General features: G+C 61.1%; 22 protein-coding genes. 16 read left to right on the forward strand and 6 right to left on the reverse strand.

Annotation, left to right across the window (positions count from 1 at the left end):
- Positions 1 to 18: 18 nt before the first annotated feature.
- Positions 19 to 810: a sulfite exporter TauE/SafE family protein gene (locus HYX42_RS01965; protein WP_293398945.1), complete on the reverse strand. Its 792-nt coding sequence runs from the start codon at positions 808 to 810 to the stop codon at positions 19 to 21.
- A gap of 177 nt (positions 811 to 987) precedes the next feature.
- On the opposite strand from HYX42_RS01965, the gene HYX42_RS01970 reads away from it, so the two are divergent.
- Entirely contained in the window at positions 988 to 1,851 is an 864-nt protein-coding gene (locus tag HYX42_RS01970; RefSeq protein ID WP_293398947.1) for a response regulator, read from the forward strand.
- A gap of 421 nt (positions 1,852 to 2,272) precedes the next feature.
- Here HYX42_RS01970 and mnmC read toward each other — a convergent pair whose 3' ends face one another.
- Complete coding sequence (mnmC, locus tag HYX42_RS01975) at positions 2,273 to 4,141, reverse strand: FAD-dependent 5-carboxymethylaminomethyl-2-thiouridine(34) oxidoreductase MnmC (RefSeq protein ID WP_293398949.1); 1,869 nt, start codon at positions 4,139 to 4,141, stop codon at positions 2,273 to 2,275.
- Between the two features lie 150 nt (positions 4,142 to 4,291).
- On the reverse strand, positions 4,292 to 4,564 hold the full coding sequence (locus tag HYX42_RS01980; protein ID WP_293398951.1) for an oxidative damage protection protein: 273 nt from the start codon (positions 4,562 to 4,564) through the stop codon (positions 4,292 to 4,294).
- A gap of 159 nt (positions 4,565 to 4,723) precedes the next feature.
- Here HYX42_RS01980 and HYX42_RS01985 point away from each other — a divergent pair, with 159 nt between their 5' ends.
- The 11 genes from HYX42_RS01985 to HYX42_RS02035 all read left to right on the forward strand — a co-directional run bounded on the left by HYX42_RS01985 (position 4,724) and on the right by HYX42_RS02035 (position 13,476).
- The gene (locus HYX42_RS01985; protein WP_293398953.1) at positions 4,724 to 5,767 is read left to right on the forward strand and encodes a sulfate ABC transporter substrate-binding protein; all 1,044 of its coding nucleotides are present in this window, start codon (positions 4,724 to 4,726) and stop codon (positions 5,765 to 5,767) included.
- 142 nt (positions 5,768 to 5,909) lie between these two features.
- Complete coding sequence (ssuE, locus tag HYX42_RS01990; RefSeq protein WP_293398955.1) at positions 5,910 to 6,509, forward strand: NADPH-dependent FMN reductase; 600 nt, start codon at positions 5,910 to 5,912, stop codon at positions 6,507 to 6,509.
- A gap of 139 nt (positions 6,510 to 6,648) precedes the next feature.
- Positions 6,649 to 7,677, forward strand: coding sequence for a sulfonate ABC transporter substrate-binding protein (locus tag HYX42_RS01995; protein WP_293398957.1), 1,029 nt, complete (start codon positions 6,649 to 6,651; stop codon positions 7,675 to 7,677).
- Between the two features lie 26 nt (positions 7,678 to 7,703).
- Positions 7,704 to 8,804 carry a sulfonate ABC transporter substrate-binding protein gene (locus HYX42_RS02000; RefSeq protein ID WP_293398959.1) on the forward strand — a complete coding sequence of 367 codons (1,101 nt, stop codon included), beginning with the start codon at positions 7,704 to 7,706 and terminating at the stop codon, positions 8,802 to 8,804.
- Complete coding sequence (gene ssuD / locus HYX42_RS02005) at positions 8,804 to 9,994, forward strand: FMNH2-dependent alkanesulfonate monooxygenase (protein ID WP_293398961.1); 1,191 nt, start codon at positions 8,804 to 8,806, stop codon at positions 9,992 to 9,994. Before HYX42_RS02000 ends, ssuD begins: the two co-directional genes overlap by 1 nt.
- A 14-nt stretch (positions 9,995 to 10,008) precedes the next feature.
- Positions 10,009 to 10,899 carry an aliphatic sulfonate ABC transporter permease SsuC gene (gene ssuC, locus HYX42_RS02010; protein ID WP_293398963.1) on the forward strand — a complete coding sequence of 297 codons (891 nt, stop codon included), beginning with the start codon at positions 10,009 to 10,011 and terminating at the stop codon, positions 10,897 to 10,899.
- A 17-nt stretch (positions 10,900 to 10,916) separates the two neighbouring features.
- A complete protein-coding gene (locus HYX42_RS02015) occupies positions 10,917 to 11,819 on the forward strand; it encodes an ATP-binding cassette domain-containing protein (protein WP_293398965.1) in 903 nt (300 codons plus the stop codon).
- Between the two features lie 44 nt (positions 11,820 to 11,863).
- On the forward strand, positions 11,864 to 12,079 hold the full coding sequence (locus HYX42_RS02020; RefSeq protein ID WP_293398968.1) for a molybdopterin-binding protein: 216 nt from the start codon (positions 11,864 to 11,866) through the stop codon (positions 12,077 to 12,079).
- 233 nt (positions 12,080 to 12,312) lie between these two features.
- Entirely contained in the window at positions 12,313 to 12,699 is a 387-nt protein-coding gene (locus HYX42_RS02025; RefSeq protein WP_293398970.1) for a hypothetical protein, read from the forward strand.
- Positions 12,686 to 12,931: a hypothetical protein gene (locus HYX42_RS02030; RefSeq protein WP_293398971.1), complete on the forward strand. Its 246-nt coding sequence runs from the start codon at positions 12,686 to 12,688 to the stop codon at positions 12,929 to 12,931. Before HYX42_RS02025 ends, HYX42_RS02030 begins: the two co-directional genes overlap by 14 nt.
- Positions 12,932 to 12,945: 14 nt before the next feature.
- Positions 12,946 to 13,476, forward strand: a complete 531-nt coding sequence (locus tag HYX42_RS02035; protein WP_293398973.1) for a thioredoxin domain-containing protein — start codon at positions 12,946 to 12,948, stop codon at positions 13,474 to 13,476.
- A 23-nt stretch (positions 13,477 to 13,499) separates the two neighbouring features.
- On the opposite strand, the gene HYX42_RS02040 is transcribed toward HYX42_RS02035, so the two are convergent.
- Positions 13,500 to 14,741, reverse strand: a complete 1,242-nt coding sequence (locus HYX42_RS02040; RefSeq protein WP_293398975.1) for a CoA transferase — start codon at positions 14,739 to 14,741, stop codon at positions 13,500 to 13,502.
- 156 nt (positions 14,742 to 14,897) lie between these two features.
- Between HYX42_RS02040 and HYX42_RS02045 the strand changes: the two genes are divergently transcribed.
- From HYX42_RS02045 to HYX42_RS02055, 3 genes are all read left to right on the forward strand, one after another.
- Positions 14,898 to 15,872 carry a tripartite tricarboxylate transporter substrate-binding protein gene (locus HYX42_RS02045; protein ID WP_293398977.1) on the forward strand — a complete coding sequence of 325 codons (975 nt, stop codon included), beginning with the start codon at positions 14,898 to 14,900 and terminating at the stop codon, positions 15,870 to 15,872.
- Between the two features lie 176 nt (positions 15,873 to 16,048).
- Positions 16,049 to 16,399, forward strand: a complete 351-nt coding sequence (locus HYX42_RS02050) for a DUF6172 family protein (RefSeq protein WP_293398979.1) — start codon at positions 16,049 to 16,051, stop codon at positions 16,397 to 16,399.
- Positions 16,400 to 16,409: 10 nt separating this feature from the next.
- Positions 16,410 to 16,859: a GAF domain-containing protein gene (locus tag HYX42_RS02055; protein ID WP_293398981.1), complete on the forward strand. Its 450-nt coding sequence runs from the start codon at positions 16,410 to 16,412 to the stop codon at positions 16,857 to 16,859.
- 25 nt (positions 16,860 to 16,884) lie between these two features.
- Here HYX42_RS02055 and HYX42_RS02060 read toward each other — a convergent pair whose 3' ends face one another.
- Both HYX42_RS02060 and HYX42_RS02065 read right to left on the reverse strand, forming a co-directional pair.
- Positions 16,885 to 17,364, reverse strand: a complete 480-nt coding sequence (locus HYX42_RS02060) for a GAF domain-containing protein (protein WP_293398983.1) — start codon at positions 17,362 to 17,364, stop codon at positions 16,885 to 16,887.
- Between the two features lie 29 nt (positions 17,365 to 17,393).
- Complete coding sequence (locus HYX42_RS02065; RefSeq protein ID WP_293398985.1) at positions 17,394 to 17,606, reverse strand: hypothetical protein; 213 nt, start codon at positions 17,604 to 17,606, stop codon at positions 17,394 to 17,396.
- 321 nt (positions 17,607 to 17,927) lie between these two features.
- Between HYX42_RS02065 and HYX42_RS02070 the strand changes: the two genes are divergently transcribed.
- Positions 17,928 to 18,341 carry an RNA-binding protein gene (locus tag HYX42_RS02070; protein WP_293398987.1) on the forward strand — a complete coding sequence of 138 codons (414 nt, stop codon included), beginning with the start codon at positions 17,928 to 17,930 and terminating at the stop codon, positions 18,339 to 18,341.
- Positions 18,342 to 18,497: the final 156 nt, after the last annotated feature.

The raw sequence follows: 18,497 nt of genomic DNA on the forward strand, positions 1-18,497 counted from the left end.
AGAAAATTTTGCTTTTAATTAGATGGAAATCAGTTTCGCGCCGGCGTAGGCCAGCAGCATGGACAGCAATGAGCGAATCACCCTGTCAGGCGTTTTGTGCATCAGGAATGTGCCCAGCCAGATACCGGGGAGCGATCCGGCCAGCAGCTTGAGCAGCAAGGGCCAGTCTACCGAACCTATGGACGCATGACCCAGGCCCGCGACCAGCGTCAGCGGCACGGCGTGGGCGATGTCGGCGGCCACAATGCGCGGCAGCGGCAGGGCGGGGTAAAGCAGCATCAGCACAATCACGCCTATGGCACCGGCGCCCACGGACGTCAGCGTGACCAGCGTACCGATCACGGCGCCAAAAGCGATGGGCAGGGCCCAGTGACGCGCGCGGGTGGCCTGATCCAGCAATTCGGGTGCAATGCTGGTCGGGGCGGCCTTGCCGCGCAGGGCCTTGTAGAGCGTGGCGCCGGCCGTCAGGATGAGCGCAATGCCCAGGGTTGTGGTCATTACCGCCTGCGTCGCCGGGTTGGCGGGGCCCACGCGGTTGAGGATGTAAAGCGTGAGCAGCGTGGCCGGAATGCTGCCGGCAGCCACCTGGCCCACGATGCGCCAGTCCACCACTCTGGACCTGGCCAGGCTGACCGTGCCGCCAAACTTGGTGGCGGCTGCAAAAAGCAGGTCGGTGCCAATCGCCAGATGCGGTTTGATGCCGAAAAAGAAGATCAGGATGGGCGTCATGAGGGAGCCGCCGCCAACCCCCGTCAGGCCAACGACCAGGCCCACGGCAAAGCCGGCAAAAACAAAGGCAAACTCATGCATAGGCAGTGAATGTAGGGGTATACCTTATGGGAACAAACTACAAATTTGTTCTGCCGTTATGTGGATAAGCTTATTCACCAGTGTTCATGCGGGTTTGCGGCCGCTGGATGGCCTTGCCGGGCGGGGTTGTCCGTGAGGCCGTTTCACGGATAAATATCTCCCGCATAATCCAGACCCATGCAAAACACGGGTGGTGGGGACGTCAGGCGGATTTTTGTCAAGGTGTTCGGGTTCAGTGACGTCGAACGCCACGCCCTCAACACGGTTTTTCGCCTGTCCGAATCCCGGCCCGTGGTCTATGCCCACTGGAACGAAGACGCCCCCGAAAAAGCCCAGGTGGCGCTGGTCGATGGTGACAGCTGGGAGGCCACCATAGAGCTGGCCAACCCGGGCAACGACAAACTCACACTGATCTGGGTCGGCGAGCGGCCAGCCAGCAACGCCGCACTGGTTTTTGAGCGCCCGCTGCAGTGGGTAGCCATTCTTGAAGGTCTGGACGGTATTTATGCCCCGGCGGCCGCCCTTGATTTTGACGTTTCGGCACCGGTGTTGCGGGATCTGGACTTTGATCTCGACCTTGATGCCATACCGGATGGCCATGGCAGCGATGCCGACACGACGACAGAACCGGCCCAGCTGGAGGAGGCCGCGCCAGAGCAACTGGGCGAACGCGTCCTGGTGTTAGAGGCCGATCCGGATGCCCGGCTCTACCTGCGCGCCAAGCTGGCCAATGCCGGGCTGCTTTTTGTGGATGAAGCCGTCACCGGGGCCCAGGCGCTGGCTTTTTTGGCCACCCACAGCTATGTACTCGCCCTGATTGATGTGGGTGTCGCCGATATGGACGGATGGCAGCTGGTGGGCAAGGCCAGCGGCAAGCTGGAGGGCACAGGGCATGTGGTCGTGATGCGCGAGAAACTCTGGTTTCTGGACAAATGGCGCGCCCATTTCGCTGGCGCGAAGGCTGCGCTGGTCAAGCCTCTGCATCCGCGCGAACTCAAGCGCCTGCTGGCAGACATCGGGCGGCCGGTGCGGCAGCACTGAAGCTCCTCAAGCGCCCTGTACACCGCTTGCCGGGCGACACACCGGATAGTGCGCGCATCTCAAATGCTACAAAATCAATAGCTGCGCACGTGCGTATCCATTGGCCTTACGGCACTTTTGACCCCTAAAAATGACTCTTTTCCGGCTTTTTGATCGCCGGCAGACCTGTTTTAGGCGTGTCTGGACAGTATTTAAAGATAATGCATCATGAATAAAGCCTTATCGATTAATGATTTATATTTGACTCATTAAGTCGATGAGGCCATCACCGCGCATACCTGTGGCTCAAAAAATGGCAAAAAATCGGCTCCAAAGTGCCATTTTTGAGTGCCATTTTGGCCTCCAGCCCTTTAAATACGCACGTGAGAAGCTATTGATTTTGTAGCAATTTCGGGCCGGACCGGTCAACCCGACACCCCTGTCAGGCCCTATCGGGCGCGGTTTGCAGCGCTCTGGCCAGCCGCAGCTCCAGCGGCAGCGGTTCACCATGCAGCCGGGCGGCCATCAGCTCCGCGCAGAGGTAGGCAAAGCTCAGGCCGCGAGAGCCCATGCCGGTGCAGAGCCAGACCTGCGCCTGATTTTCTGAAGCGATGGGCGACAGCACCGGTAGCCTGCCGGGCGTTGCGCAGCGTACGCCTGCCCAACCCTGAACATCAGCGGGCTGGGGCAAATCCAGACCCGGGAGCAGCTCGCCCAGTTTCAGCAGGTTGTCGATGTGATCCTGCGGTTTGAGGTCTTCGCGTTCTTCGTCCCGCTCGAACGTCGCGCCAAACATGGACACCATTCCCTGCGCCAGCGGCACGGCGGGGATAAAACTGCCGTGGCCATTGACCGGCATCTGGCCTGCGCCAGCCATAGCGTCCGACCACGACACCTGGCCACGAATGGCCTGCAGGGCGGGCGGCTTGCCCGTCACGCTTGCAGCAAGCCCCAAGGAGCCGAAGCCTGCAGCGATGACCACCAGTTCTGCTTCTGCCAGGGTATGGCCGACTTCGTCCTTGAGCTGCCAGCTTCCCTTGTCTGAAACAAGACCCGCCACTTTGGCCTTGCCGCGCCAGCTCACACCGGGCGTTGCCAGCCAGGCTTTGACCAGGCTGGCAGGCTTGACCCACGCTGCGGCTGAATGCCTGAAAGCCTTGTCGCTGACCGTCAGGCCGTTGGCAGCAAGCTCCCCGGCATCAGCCATGCGGCTCCAGTCGCTGGCTGCTTCAGGCCAGGCCTGGGTGAGGTCTGTGGGCAGGTGTTTGTCCGCATCGGGCATCACGCGCTGCAGCACGCCGGTGTGCTGCCAGTCTTCTTTATCAGTGAGCAGTGCCTTGCATTGATGCAGTGTCATGCGCGCACCGTTGCGCGACAGCCGTGACAGCAGGCTGTCGTCGGGCGATACATGCGGCGCCACCAATCCTGCAGGCAGGCCGGATGCGCCTGCGGCCGGGACGTCGGCCTCATCGAGCACATCCACACGCCAGCCGCGCCTGGCCAGGCTGGCGGCGACGGCTGCACCTGCAAGGCCGCTACCCACGACCACGCAATGTCCGGGTTGAAGCGTCGCAATCGGGTGGGTGTCGGCCGGCAGTTTGGGTTCCCACGCCGGGTTGTATTCACCCTGCAGGTTGTCGCGCTTGGGCGGAATGCCCGGGGTCTTGCGCACCACAAAACCGGCCTGCGACAGCGCATCGCGCACGGCGCGTGCAATCGTCCAGGTGGCGATGCGTGTACCGCGCCGGCAGCAGCGCGCAACGGCCTTGAAAGTGTGTATGTCCCAGATGTCCGGATTCTTCTGGGGGCTGAAACCGTCCAGGTAAACCGAATCGGCTTCAAACTGCTGCTGTTTCAGCACGGCCTTGGCGTCGCCTATGCAGAGCGTCAGCAACACGCGGCCTTGCTCAAAACTGAGGCGGTGAAAGCCCGGCAGCAGGCCCCACAGGTGAGAGTGCAGTTCGGTCGCAAACGGAACAAGGTGGGGGTGGGCCTGCGCGCTGCGCAGCACATCGTCAGCGCTGGCGGGGAAGGCCTCTGTCGACACGAAGTGCAGCATGCGCGGCCGGTCAGGGTCGGCCTTCCAGGCCTGCCAGGTGACCAGAAAGTTCAGGCCCAGGCCAAAGCCGGTTTCAAGAATGCGCCATTGCGGCTGGCCCTTCCAGGCTGCAGGCAACCCGCAACCGGCCAGAAAAACATCACGCGCCTGCTCCAGGCCGCCCAGTTCACTGCGGTAGCGGTCGCCAAAACGGGGGCTGTAGGGTGCGCCGCTGGCCGTGCCGTCTTCCAGCCAGTCGATCACTTCAGCCATGGCTGATCAGTATGAGATTAACTTTTGGCGACGACGCTATTAACTTCAATCCGAGGCAAGCAGGGGCCGCGGAACCGGCTTTGCCGGGCCGCAGGCGCAGCGGCCCCCTCGGGGGGCAGCGCAGTACGCGAAGCGACAAGCGTGGGGGCCTTATTGTGGAGGAGGCACGTAGCCTTGGACAGCGTCGGCCCCTTCGCCGAAAAAGTGCTTTTCCATCTGGCGGGCCAGGTACTGGCGGGCGCGCAGGTCGGCCAGGTTCAGGCGGTTTTCATTGACCAGCATGGTTTGCTGCTTCATCCACTCTGCCCAGGCCTGCTTGCTGACCTCTTCCCAGAGGCGTTTGCCCAGGGGGCCGGGGTAGGGCGGAAAGTCCAGTCCTTCGGCTTCTACGCCGAGCTTGATGCATTTGACCATTCGTGCCATGTGGGGTCTTCTTTCTGCTGTTGCGCCGCTTGTAGGCGCTTATCTTAGGATGATTTAGATATAAAGAACTGAATATTTATTCGTTCCAGTTTTCAAGTCCTGCTTTCAGAATCCAGTTTGTTCGCTAATAAACGTATCACCTGGAAGAAAGAACAAGCCATGACTTCACGCCGCCACTTTATCAATGTTTCAGCCCAGACCGCCCTGACCGTCGCTTTGGGCGCATCGCTGGCAGGGTCTGCCTTGCCGGTTTTTGCACAGGCAAAGCCGCCAGTAACGCTGCTCAATGTGTCTTATGACCCGACACGCGAGCTGTATGTCGAGTACAACGCCGCCTTTGCCAAATACTGGAAGGCCAAGAGCGGCCAGGACGTGACCATCAAGCAGTCGCACGGCGGCTCGGGCAAGCAGGCGCGCTCCATCATCGATGGCCTGGATGCCGACGTTGCAACGCTGGCCCTGGCAGGTGATACCGACGCGCTGGTAAAAAACGGCGGCTGGCTGGCTCCCGACTGGCAGAAAAAACTCCCGCACAACGCGTCGCCCTACACCTCGACCATCGTGCTGGCTGTGCGCCAGGGCAACCCCAAGGGCATCAAGGATTGGGATGACCTGATCAAGCCCGGCATCACCGTCATCACGCCCAACCCCAAGACATCCGGCGGCGCCCGCTGGAACTACCTCGCCGCATGGGAGTTCGCCAAACGCAAGTACGGCAGCGATGCCAAAGCTAAAGAGTTTGTCGCCAAGCTGTACGGCAACGTCTCGGTGCTGGACACCGGCGCACGCGGCTCCACCATCACCTTTGCACAGCGTGCACAGGGCGATGTGCTGATCGCCTGGGAGAACGAAGCCTACCTGCTCGAAAAAGAGTTCGGCGCCAAGTTCGACGTGATCGCACCGTCACTGAGCATCCTGGCCGAGCCTGCAGTGGCCGTGGTCGACAAGAACGTCGACAAGAAGGGCACACGCGCAGTGGCCGAGGAATACCTCAAGTACCTGTACTCCGAAGAAGGCCAGGACATCGCCGGCAAAAACTTCTACCGCCCTGCGGTGTCGCAGAAAGCCATTGCCAAGTACGCCAAGCAGTTCCCCAAGCTGAACCTGTTCACCATAGACCAGGCCTTCGGTGGCTGGACCAAGGCTGACAAGGAGCACTTTGCAGACGGTGGCTCCTTCGACCAGATCTACACGAAAAAATAGGCACGCCCCGTAGCGGCCCCTGGCCGCTTCCCCCTTGCAGGGGCGCCAGCTGCGGCCCGGCGAAGCCGGTTCCGCGCTGGCACTTGCGAAGACGGGGGAGTGGGTCAATGGAACGTCAAGACAAATCAGGGAGAACAATTAAATGAGTACGCAGCCCACCGTGCTGCTGATTGCAGGCAGCCCCTCCGAGCCTTCGCGCTCGGTGGCACTGCTTGATTCGGTAGGGCAACGTTTGAGTCGTGTGCCGGGGCTGTCGCTTGACCGCCTGAACATACGCACGCTGCCTGCTTCGGCCTTGCTGCTGGCCGACTGGAAACACCCGGCGGTCATCTCGGCGATTGAGCAGGTGGCCAGGGCCCAGGTGCTGGTGATTGCTACGCCGGTCTACAAGGCCGCCTACAGCGGCTTGCTCAAGGTGTTTCTTGATCTGCTGCCGCAAACCGCGCTGGCGGGCAAGACGGTATTGCCGCTGGCCACAGGCGGTAGCCCCAACCACATGCTGGCGCTGGACTACGCCTTGCGGCCGGTGCTGCAGGCGCTGTCGGCACGCCACATACTGCCGGGCGTGTACGCCACCGATACGCAGGTGCCGCAAGCCGCCGACAAGACTTACGCCATAGGTGCGGACATCACCGCGCGGCTCGACGATGCGGTGGTGAACCTGATTTCCGAAGGCCTGCGTTTGCCGGCCACCACGGGCTTTGAACCTGTGCCGTTTTCAAGGGTGCGATGTAGCGTTTAACGCTTTCTGCAGCGCACCGCCGGGTGCCTGCGCCACTCCTCCCGTTCACTGAATATTTTGCAAGCGCAAGAAGCATACGAAGCGCAGCAGGGCAGAGCCTTGCCGGCACCGATTGAAAACACAAAAAGGAATCGAAAAAATGACACGTACATCCAACCCTTACAGCCCCCTCGGCAATGAGCCGGCAAGGCGCACCCGACTACAGGCCCTGAAAGACAGCGCACTGGCCGTGCTGCTGGTGGGCGCTGCAGCGCTTGCGGTCAGCCTGCTGTCCATGCCTGTCGCCCGGGCACAGGACAAGGTCGAGCTGCGCATTGGTTACCAGAAGTCTGCCAGCCTGTTTGTGCTGCAGAAGGCGCAGGGCACGCTTGAAAAGCGCCTGCAGCCGCTCAATGCCACGGTGAAGTGGGTGGAGTTCCCCGCAGGTCCCCAGCTGCTTGAAGGCCTGAACCTGGGCGCGGTGGATGTCGGGTATGTCGGCGAAGCACCGCCCATCTTTGCCCAGGCCGCAGGCGCCAAATTTGCCTATATCGGCTACGACCCGGCAGCGCCCGAGGCGGAAGCCATCCTGGTGCCCAGGGATTCCACCATCAAGTCGGTTGCCGAACTGAAGGGCAAAAAAGTGGTGCTCAACAAGGGCAGCAATGTGCATTACCTGCTGGTGAAACTGCTTGAGAAAAACAGGCTCAAGCTCAGCGACATCAATGTGGTCTACCTGCCCCCTGCTGATGCCCGCGCAGCATTCGAAAGCAAAAACGTCGACGCCTGGGTGATCTGGGACCCGTTCTCAGCCGCAGCTGAAAAAGCCATTGGTGCACGCGTGCTCGCTGATGGCACCGGCGTGGTCAACAACTACCAGTACTACCTTGGCGAGCGCAACTTTGTGGGCAAGAACCCCAAGGTCATACAGGCGCTGTTTGACGACTCTGTCGAGCGCGGCAAGTGGCTCAAGGCCAACATCAAGCAGGCGGCTGCGCAGATTGCGCCGCTGCAGAGTCTGCCGGTCGACGTGGTGGAACTCAGCCTCAAGCGTTACGAGTTCAACGTCAAGCCCGTGCCCGACAGCGTGATCGCTGACCAGCAGAAGCTGGCCGACACCTTCTTCGACCTCAAGCTCATTCCCAAGGCAATTGCCGTCAGGGATGCCGCATACAAACCTGCGCCCTGAGCGCCTTGGCTTAAAGGGAAATCACCATGAGCAACATCACACCGTTCCAGTTACGCCGCCGCTTCCTGAAGATCGCAGCGACTACCGCCGGCCTCTGGGGCCTTGGCCTGAGTGGCGCGAAAGCGCAGACCAGCAAGGCGCCAGAGCAGCTGCGGATTGGCTACCAGAAGTCAGCCGTCAACCTGGTCATCCTCAAGCAGCAGGGCGCGCTCGAAAAGCGCTTTCCCAATACCAGAATCACCTGGGCGGAATTCCCCGCCGGCCCGCAGTTGCTTGAAGCACTGGCCGTCGGCAGCCTTGAGTTCGGCCTGACAGGCGATTCGCCCCCCGTCTTTGCGCAAGCCGCCAGCAAGGAACTGCTCTACGTGGGCGCTGAGCCGCCCAAGCCCGACAGTTCGGCCGTGCTGGTGCTCAATGATTCGCCCATCAAAAACCTGGCCGGGCTCAAGGGCAAAAAGATTGCCTTGCAGAAAGGCTCGAGCGCGCACTACCTGCTGGTGCGGGCGGTTGAAAAGGCCGGCCTCACCTGGAACGACATCCAGCCGATTTACCTCGCACCGGCCGATGCGCGTGCCGCATTCGAGCGCAAGAGCGTGGACGCCTGGGCCATCTGGGACCCGTTTTATGCAGCAACAGAACTCGCCATCAAACCGCGCGTGTTGGCAACCGGGCGCGACCTGTCGAGCAACAACTCGTTTTATCTGGCATCGAAACCGTTTGTCACGCAGCACGAGTCGACCTTGCTGGTGCTGCTGCAGGAGCTGACGCGCGCTGACGGCATCGCGCAAAACAACCGCAAGGAGGCCATCAAGCTGGTCTCTGATTTCAGCGGCCTGGATGCCGGTGTGGTCAGCCTGTTCATTCAGCGCAGGCCGGCTTCACCCGTTGGGCCGCTCAGCGCCACCACGGTGGCAGACCAGCAACGTGTGGCCGATGCGTTTTTCAAACTTGGGCTGATTCCCAAACCCGTCAAGGTCGCAGACATCGTGTGGCGAATTGGGGTTACCCCCCGAAGCGGCCTGGCGGCCGCCTCCCCCTCAAGGGGGCGCCACCTGCAGCCCGGCGAAGCCGGTTCTGCGGTGGCACTGGCGAAGTCCCCTGTCACCGCTACATCAAGGAGTCTCTGATGCAGGTTTTCTGGTTTATTCCCACCCACGGCGACAGCCGGTATCTGGGCACGGGTGAGGGCGCACGCCAGGTCAGTTTTGACTACCTCAAGCAGGTCGCAGTCGCTGCAGACACCCTGGGTTACGAAGGTGTGCTTATCCCGACAGGCCGCTCGTGCGAAGACCCCTGGGTGGTGGCATCCAGCCTGCAGGCAGTGACCAAAAACCTGAAGTTCCTGGTGGCGGTGCGGCCCGGCCTGCACCAGCCCGCCCTGGCGGCACGCATGGCGGCCACCTTCGACCGGCTCTCGGGTGGCCGCCTGCTCATCAACCTTGTCACGGGCGGTGACAAGGCCGAACTCGAAGGTGACGGCGTTTTCCTGGATCACGCCGGGCGCTACGAACAGTCGGCCGAGTTCATCCGCATATGGCGCGAGATCATCGCGCGCAGCCATGCGGGTGAGAGTTATGACTTTGAAGGCAAACACCTCAGCGTCAAGGGCGCGAAGCTGCTGTACCCGCCCTTGCAGCAACCGTACCCACCGGTGTATTTCGGCGGATCGTCCGAGGCTGCACATGAGCTGGCGGCAGAGCAGGTCGATGCCTACCTGACCTGGGGTGAACCTCCCGCAGAAGTTGCCAAAAAGGTGGCTGATGTGAGGGCGAGGGCCGCAAAGCTCGGCCGCACCATCAAGTTCGGCATTCGCCTGCACGTCATCGTGCGCGAAACCGATGATGAGGCCTGGAAGGCGGCTGAAAGCCTGATCAGCAAACTCGATGACGAGACGGTAAGCCGCGCGCAAAGCGCATTTGCAAAGATGGACTCTGAAGGCCAGCGGCGCATGGCTGCCTTGCATGCGGGTGGCAGCAAGCGTACCCGCGCTGACCTCGAAATCAGCCCCAACCTGTGGGCTGGTGTCGGTCTGGTGCGCGGCGGTGCCGGCACTGCGCTGGTGGGCGACCCCAAAGCCGTAGCCGCACGCATTGAGGAGTACGCGGCGATTGGCCTGGACACCTTTGTGCTGTCGGGCTACCCGCACCTTGAAGAGGCCTACCGCTTTGCCGAGCTGGTGTTCCCGCTGCTGCCGCGCAAGCTGCAGGAGAAATTGCCTGGTACAGCCCTTAACGGCCCGTTTGGTGAAGTCGTCGCCAACAACTACCTGCCACGCAACATCGCTACCGCGCCCTCGCTGCGTGTGTCGCAAAGCTGAACTGAAAGATCACCATGACAGAACACGCAAGAGAGCTTCAGGTCACGCCGTTGCCGGACGCGGTCGATGCACCCGGTCTCGGGTTTCTGACAGCCGGCACTGTCGCGCCTGGCTACACGGTGTCGGCATTCCTGCGCGACTTTTTCCAGCGCGCCTTGCCCTGGGTCGTACCGGTGGGCCTGATCGCGCTCTGGCAAATTGCTTCGTCGCTGGGCTGGCTTTCAACCCGCGTGCTGCCCGCGCCATTGGAGGTCATCAAGGCCGCATGGACGCTGGCCGAATCGGGCGAACTCTGGACGCACGTCAAGGTCAGCGCCGGACGCGCGCTCGCCGGCCTCGCGATTGGCGGCGGCCTTGGCCTGGTCGTTGGCCTGCTCACGGGATCGGTCAGGTTTTTTGAAACCCTGCTGGATTCCACCATCCAGATGGTGCGCAACATTCCCGCGCTGGCGCTGATCCCACTGGTCATCCTGTGGTTCGGCATTGACGAGACGGCCAAGCTGTTTTTGATCTCGGTGTCGGTGTTCTTTCCCATCTATATCAACACCTTTCATGGCATACGCAATGTGGACCCGGGGCTGATCGAGATGGGCCGTACCTATGGGCTCACGCGCTGGCAGCTGTACCGCGAGGTCATCCTGCCGGGCGCGATGTCGTCCATTCTGGTGGGCCTGCGCTTTTCGCTGGGCCTGATGTGGGTGATCCTCATTGTCGCTGAAACCATCTCGGCGCAGGCCGGCATTGGCTACCTGACCATGAATGCGCGTGAATTTCTGCAGACCGATGTGGTGCTGGTCGGCATCCTGCTGTATGCGCTGCTCGGCAAGTTCGCCGACGTGTTTGCCCGCGGGCTTGAGCGCTACTGGCTGCGCTGGCACCCCGGCTACCAGAACCCCGGCGTTTAAGCGTTACAGGAGCCATCATGAGCATTGCTGAACTTAAAACCCCGCACCGGCAGTTTTCGCCATTTGAGGCAGAGGTCGCTGAAGGGCTGGCCGATACGCACAGCCCTGCGCCCACACGGGCTGCCAATGCAGGCAAGGGTGTGCGCCTTGAAATTCGCGGCCTGTCCAAAAAATACGGCGCGCGGCAGGTACTGCAGCACACCGAGCTGGTGATCGAGCCGGGCGAGTTCGTGGCCATCGTGGGGCGCAGCGGCTGCGGCAAATCAACCCTGCTGCGCCTTGTGGCCGGGCTTGAAGAAGCCACCGCAGGCACGATTCGCCTCGACGGCAAGGATGTGAAAGGCCTGAGCGACGACACCCGCATCATGTTCCAGGACTCGCGCCTGCTGCCGTGGCGGCGCGTGATTGACAACGTCACGCTCGGCCTCACCAAAGGCAGCCACGCCGCTGCCGCCGATGTGCTGGCCCAGGTAGGTCTCGCAGAACGCCAGCCCGACTGGCCAGCCAAACTCTCGGGCGGCCAGCGCCAGCGTGTGTCGCTCGCGCGTGCGCTGGTACACAACCCCAGGCTGCTGCTGCTGGACGAACCGCTGGGCGCGCTTGATGCGCTGACCCGCATAGAGATGCACCAGCTCATCGAAGGCCTGTGGCAGCGCAGCGGCTTTACCGCCTTGCTGGTCACCCACGATGTGCAGGAGGCCGTCGCCCTTGCTGACCGCGTGATATTGATTGAAGACGGCCGCATTGCGCTTGATGAACGCATCAACATCGCGCGCCCACGCCGCCATGACGACCCGCGCTTCGGCGAACTTGAAAGCCGCATCCTCAACCGTGTGCTGCAGCGCGCCAGTGACGACCTGCCTGAGCCCGACCGCTCATGGCCCGGTCCTGCGGCAGGTGGTCTGCGCTGGGCTGTCTGAACCTAAATTCGATTTTTTAAACCAGAGTTCAAGGAGAACCCTTCATGTCCATTCAAGCCATCAACGTCCGCAACCAGTTCCGCGGCAAGGTCAAGGAAATCATTCGCGGCGACGTCGTCTCCGAGATTGATGTCGAAACGCCATGGGGCATCGTTACCTCTGTCATCACCACCCGCTCCGTCGACCAGCTTGAGCTGGTCATAGGCAGCGATGTCGTGGCGCTGGTGAAATCCACCGAGGTGTCCATCGCCAAGCTGTAAGCGGCCACAGGCCTGTGGATTTGCGGCAGGCGTGGATGTGTTTTTGCCCGCACGCGACACAAAAAGGCCTGCTATTTCCTTGTTTCATGAGTGAAACTTCTTCGCGTGTACGCCTGATCAGCGTCACCAGCTATAAAATGGATAGCGATAACCCCCACGCGGGGACTCCCGGGAGCGGGTAAAATGGAGGTTGCAGCGCTTGAATTTGGGGCTAAAACCCCCAATTGCTCTCCATGACCGCTACCCACACACCCACCTCCACTTCAGGCCATAAAGCCGATCTCACCAACACTTTTGTGCTGGCGGAGTTGCTTGAGCGCCTGGACCACAGTGCAATCCCGGTGGATGCTGCGCAGTACCGTATCGTGGCAGAGCACCTTGCAAGCGAATTCAGTGAAGTCGAGCAGGGCGTCGAGCTACGAGCGCTGCTGGACACGCATCCCGCAGCCGCCGAGCTGTATGAAAACCTCAACTACCAGTACGCAGGGCTTTGCCGCTCTGCGCTGGACGCTTCGCTGGCTTCAGAAAAGCTGGCGAAACAGGCCATAGCCAACGCCATGCGCCAGAACCACCGTTCAACCACCCAACCCAAGGAAGATCCACAACATGGCAAGAGCTGACGCAAAAACCGCTGTACTCGCTGACGGCCTGCGCTACAAATCCAAGGTGTCGGGCTCACCCTTTGCGGCTACCACGTCTTTTGGCGCTGCCACCATGTCCTGCTTCATGTGCGGCAAACACCGCGCACGTTCGCTGATGGGCACACGCAAGGTGCTGGGCAAGTCCCAGGCCGTTTGCTCGCCTTCATGCAAGGAGCTTGACGCACAGCTGGAGGCAGCAGCCAAGGGCTGATCTGCCTTTCCAACATGGCAAACCGCTTCACGCCGGACCCCACCGACCATGTCGATGGCCCGGCGTCAGCGCGAGTCACACTGCTTGAATACGGCGATTACGAATGCCCCTCGTGCCTGCAGGCGCAGGGCGCACTCAGGGTCTTGATGCCGCACTTCGCCGGGCGCATCCGTTTTGCCTTCAGGCATTACCCCCTGCGCGAAGTACACCCCCATGCCGAACTGGCTGCCGAGGCGGCTGAAGCCGCCGCCGCGCAGGGCAAGTTCTGGCCCATGCACGAGCTGCTGTTTGCCAATCAGCACCAGTTGAAAGAAAAACACCTGCTCGCCCATGCGGCGCAAATCGGCCTGGACATCCCGCGTTACCAGAACGAAATGAAAGACCACGTCTACCTGCAGCGCGTGCAGGAGCACCTGCAAAGCGGCCAGGCGGCGGGTGTGCGGTCAACGCCTTCGTTCTACGTCAACGGCACTTTTGTGGATGTGTCCTTCGGCCTGCAGCACCTGCACGAAGCCTTAGACAGGGCATTGGCAGCCAGCGCCTGAGCAGGCCGCAGCTCCCTGCGGCTTCAGGCCATCGCGCCGCTTGCGCGCAGTGAAGCAATCCGTTCATCACTGAAGCCGGCTTCTCTTAACACTTCATCGCTGTGCTCGCCAACGGTGGGCGCATGCCGCCTGATGCTTTGGGGTGTCTCGCTGAAGATGGCGGTGGGGCGCATGGAGGTGATTTCGCCCTCCGTCGGATGTTGCATGCGGCCGAACAGGCCGACCTGGGTGAGGTGGGGGTCCGTCAGCAGTCCCTCGACCGATTGCACCGGAACGTGGGGGATGTCCAGTTCTTCGAGCATCACCACCCATTCGGCATTGGTGAACATTCGCGCGACCTCATCGACAAAGCCATAGACCACCGTGATGTTGTCCGAGCGGCTGCTCTGGGAACTGAAGCGCGGGTCGGCCAGCAGGTCGGTGCGCTTGAGTCTGGTCAACAGCTTTTGCCAATGCTGGTCGACATAGGGAATGATGCACATGTAGCCGTCTCTGGTGGCAAAGGGCCTGCGGAACTGAGTCATGATGCGCGCGTAACACATGTCTCCCTCATCGAAGTCGTAGGTGCGCCAGCCCAGGTGGTCGCCAAGCACAAAGGTGGCCATGGTTTCAAACATTGGTACTTCCACCGACTGGCCCTTGCCGGTGCGCACTTTTGCCACGACGGCGGCGAGGATCGAACTCAGCAGGTGCAGGCCCACTACGCGGTCGCACAGATTGATGGGTGCATAGCTCGGCTTGCCGTTGCCGTAGGCGCGTGATGCGAGGTCGGCCAGGCCGCTCGCTGCCTGGATCACGTCGTCAAATGCAGGCCGCGCGGCATAGGGGCCGTCCTGCCCGAAGCCGAACGCGCCTACATAAATGATGGATGGGTTGACCGCCTTGAGATCTTCATAGGTCAGCCTGAGCCTCGCCATGGCCGCGGGGCGCACGTTGTAGACCAGGATATCGGCGGACTTTGCCAGTTCGAGCAGCGCTTCACGTCCGTCGGCTTTTTTCAGGTCCAGCACCAGGCTGCGCTTGTTGCGGTTGGTGTTCATGAACATCGGGCCCATGCCGTGATGACGTGCGGGGCCCGGGAAGCGGAAGGTGTCTCCGCCTGGCGCTTCGATCTTGATGATGTCCGCGCCATGGTCGCCCAGTATCTGCGTGGCGTAAGGCCCCATCAGCACGGTGGTGAGGTCGAGCACGCGCAGGCCTGCGAGGGCACCTGCGGCTTGTTGCACCGTGTCTTGCGGTGTTGCGGAATGGTGATGTTCAGGCATGGCGAATTGAGGGTTTACGTTGAGTCACTATACCTTCATTGACGATAACATACCGCACGGTATGGTGAAAACCCCGGGCAGATTATTCAGGCTGCACGGCATGCCAGTCTTTTGATATTTCGCCCTTGTTGATATCCACATGACCCAGGAGACCCCATGACCTTCCGCAGATCATTTCTTTCGATACTGGCGCTGAACGTGGTGGCGGCCGTGCCCGCCCTCGCGCAGGTCGAGGCGGGCTATCCGTCACGCCCCATCAAAATCATCGTGCCCTACGCGCCGGGCGCCACCAACGACATCCTGCCGCGCATCATTGCGCCGCACATGGCCGAAATCCTCAAGCAGCCGGTGATTGTCAAAAACAAGCCCGGCGCCGGTGGCGATATCGGCGTGGCGTTTGTCGCCAAGGGCAAGCCCGACGGCTATACGCTATTGATGACTTCCAACGTTGCGGGTGTCAGCGCTGCCACCAAGCGCACGCCGCCTTACGACATTCCCACAGAGCTCATGCCTGTCGGCCTGATCGGCAACCAGCCCATGCTGCTGGTCAGCGCCAACCCTGCGCCTTTCACGTCGCTGCAGGATTTTGTGCGCCAGGCCAAACCGTCGCCCGAGAAATTCAGCTACGGCACGCCCGGCGTCGGCACGCTTCACCAGGTTGCTTTCGAACAGATGGGTGCTGCTTACGGCATCAGGATGATTCATGTGCCTTTCACGGGCATCACGCAGGCGCTGACTGAAACCTCTACAGGCCGCGTCACGCTCACCTTCGGCACACCGGCATCAGCAGGCGCGCTGCTGCAGAAAGGCAGCATCAAGGTGCTGGCCGTGACCACGAAGAACCGCTTGCCCGCCTATCCCGATGCACCCACCTTGACCGAGTCTGGTGTACCGGGCATGGAAGCCGGCTTCTGGTACGGCTTCACCATGGCGGCAGGAACGTCGGCCCCCATTGCGGCAAAACTGCAGGACGCGTTTGCAAAAGCCCTGGCCAACCCCGAGGTGGCTGCTGCCGTTCGCAAGCTGGATGTGGACGTCATGCACATGACGCCTGCCCAGTTCGGTGACATGATGGTGGCCGATTACCGCAAGTGGAAAAAGATCGCCACTGATGCAAACCTGGTGAACTGAGGCCCTTGCGACCGGGGGTGGCGACTGAAGGCCGGCCGTCAGCCGGGCTGCGGACAACAGGGCGGGTACGGGCGGTTCAGGGCAGTTCAGGTTCGGTAAGAGCTGCGAGCCGATAATGGCGTGTTAAGCGGTGCCGTCTTCGGCTTTCGACCGCATGTGCACATACCCAGGCTCCCATGAAAAAAACCTACCAGCTCAACATCGAAGGCAAAAACCGCGACCGCCTTCTTGATGCCGCCAAACACGACATCCGCAAATACGCCAAGCGCGAGCGCGCCAAGGCCCTGCCCAAGGGCGTGGACTTCTGGGACTTCGACTGCAAGGCCGGCGCCAGTGATGCGACCGCTGCGCCCGTGCACTTTGCCGAAATCATGGGTGCGGTCGATGCGCTGGTCAAGGACGGCGCCGATCGCTTTTACGTCGAGATCACCAGCAAGCCCGGCCATCGGGCAGCCCGTGCAGACAGCGCACCAGAAGCGCAAGCCCTGCGCGACGACGGTTTTGCGGATGACGGCGAACAAGCCTGAACGGACACACTTGACCAACGACCCCTACAGCGCACTCGAAGACACTCTCAAAAGGGAAGGCCTCAAGGCCGGCCTGGCGTGGCTCAACAGCCGCGTTCCGCATCGTTTCACTGCGGTGTACCTGCTCGACAAGCTGGTGCTCAAGAGCAGGGCAGTGGTCGACAAGGACGGCGAAGCCGCCACCCCGCCCGTGCTGGCGGAGGTGCCTCTGGAAACCAGTTTTTGCCAGTATGTGCTCAGGGATGGCCACTTCATCACGGGCGAATCAGGCCAGGACAAGCGGCTTGACGGCCACCCCTACCAGGGCGTGATGGGCAGTTATGTCGGCCTGCCGCTGCAGGGCGGCGGTGACAGCCTCATGGGCACCTTCTGCCATTTTGATTTTGAAAACCGCCAACTTCCTGAAGACGAGTTTGCGTTCCTGCAGCGCGTTGCGCGCTTGTTGCCGCGCTACGTGTAAGGCGACTTGCGCTGCGCGGACGGTTTTAGTAAAGCCCGGTACGCGCGGCCAGTGACTCGACTGCCGCACGGCTGAGCACTTCAAGCTGCTCGATCTGATCTTTTGACACCTGCCTGGGAACGGTATCGTACACACACAGCGTTCCTACCGTGTCACCTTTCACCGCCAGGCGCGCAGCCGCGTAAAACCTGACCCGGGGCGGGCCAACAACCAGCGGGTGGCTGGCAAAGCGCGGGTCTTTGGTGGTGTCCTCAACAATCACGATGTCTTGCGGCGACGTTAAAAACACCTCGCAAAATGACGTTTCTGCAGGGGATTCACTGAACGGCAGCCCCAGGCATGACTTGAACCAGTCGCGGTCTGCATCCAGCAGGTTGACCATGGCAATCGGCACCCCAAAGGCCCCGGCCACGGTTCTTGTCAGGTCATCAAACACAACCTCCGGCGCCGTGTCGAGAATGGTCAGTTGCTTGAGCGTGGCGAGGCGGGCAGTGTTGTGGCGCATGGATGGCAGTTTAAGCGCCGCACCCCGCGTTACCAGAAACCTTCCTTGACCTGCAGCTTCGCATGTTCATAGGCATGGTCACGCGCCTCTTCCATCGTGCTGTAGATGCGGTCGTCAATCGTGTGGGTCAGCTCCATCTGCTGGCCGTTTTCAATCCACTTGCGGGTCACGCCTGCCTTGAAACCGCCACCTTCATGGCTGCCCGTCACGTTGGCCACAACGTCGTATTTTCCGATTTGCATGGCTTGATCCTGTGCTGTTTGCGTTGATAAACCACTTTGTACATCGCGCCCCAGGCCATGAAAGCGGGCCGGCGGGCAGCATTCCTGTCAGTATTTGACGCCATCAGGCACTGAATTTCTGTATTTGGGCCATCAATTGCGGAGATACCTGTGTTTTTAGGCCCCCAGTACACATTTCAGGGCGCATAATCCGGAGGTGCGGTAATTTACCTGCACATGTTGGTGATCGGTCAGTTTCGCGCGCTACGGCGGTACTTTTGAGTTTGTTGTGCTTTCGGGACCCCATCGCTTTGTGTTTTATGTGTTTTTGAGGAGTCCTTAATGGGCAACAAACTTTACGTCGGCAATCTGCCATACACCGTCCGTGACGAAGACCTGCAACAGTCCTTCGGCGAATACGGCTCTATCACCAGCGCCAAAGTCATGATGGAACGTGACACCGGCCGCTCCAAAGGCTTCGGCTTTGTGGAAATGGGCAGCGATGCTGAAGCGCAAGCTGCTATCGCTGGCATGAACGGCCAGTCCCTCGGCGGCCGCAGCATCACTGTGAACGAAGCCCGTCCGATGGAAGCTCGTCCTCCACGTACCGGCGGCTTCGGCGGCGGTGGTGGCGGTTACGGCGGTGGTGGCGGCGGCGGTGACCGCTCCGGTGGCGGCGGCTACGGCGGCGGCGGTGGCCGTTCCGGCGGTGGCGGCGGCTACGGTGGTGGCGGCGGCGGACGCGGCGGCTACTAAGCCCTCGTAACCCCCAATCTTCAGCTTCGCGCTGAAGACGCTTTAAAAGGCTTCAGGACTTCGGTTTTGAAGCCTTTTTGCTTTTTTGGGTAGATAACATGGAGTTTTAGTCAGAATCAAGTTGCTAATGCTGGACGCTTTTATATCCATTTAATA

The organism is Polaromonas sp. (assembly GCF_016185115.1).
Lineage (GTDB): Bacteria > Pseudomonadota > Gammaproteobacteria > Burkholderiales > Burkholderiaceae_C > Polaromonas.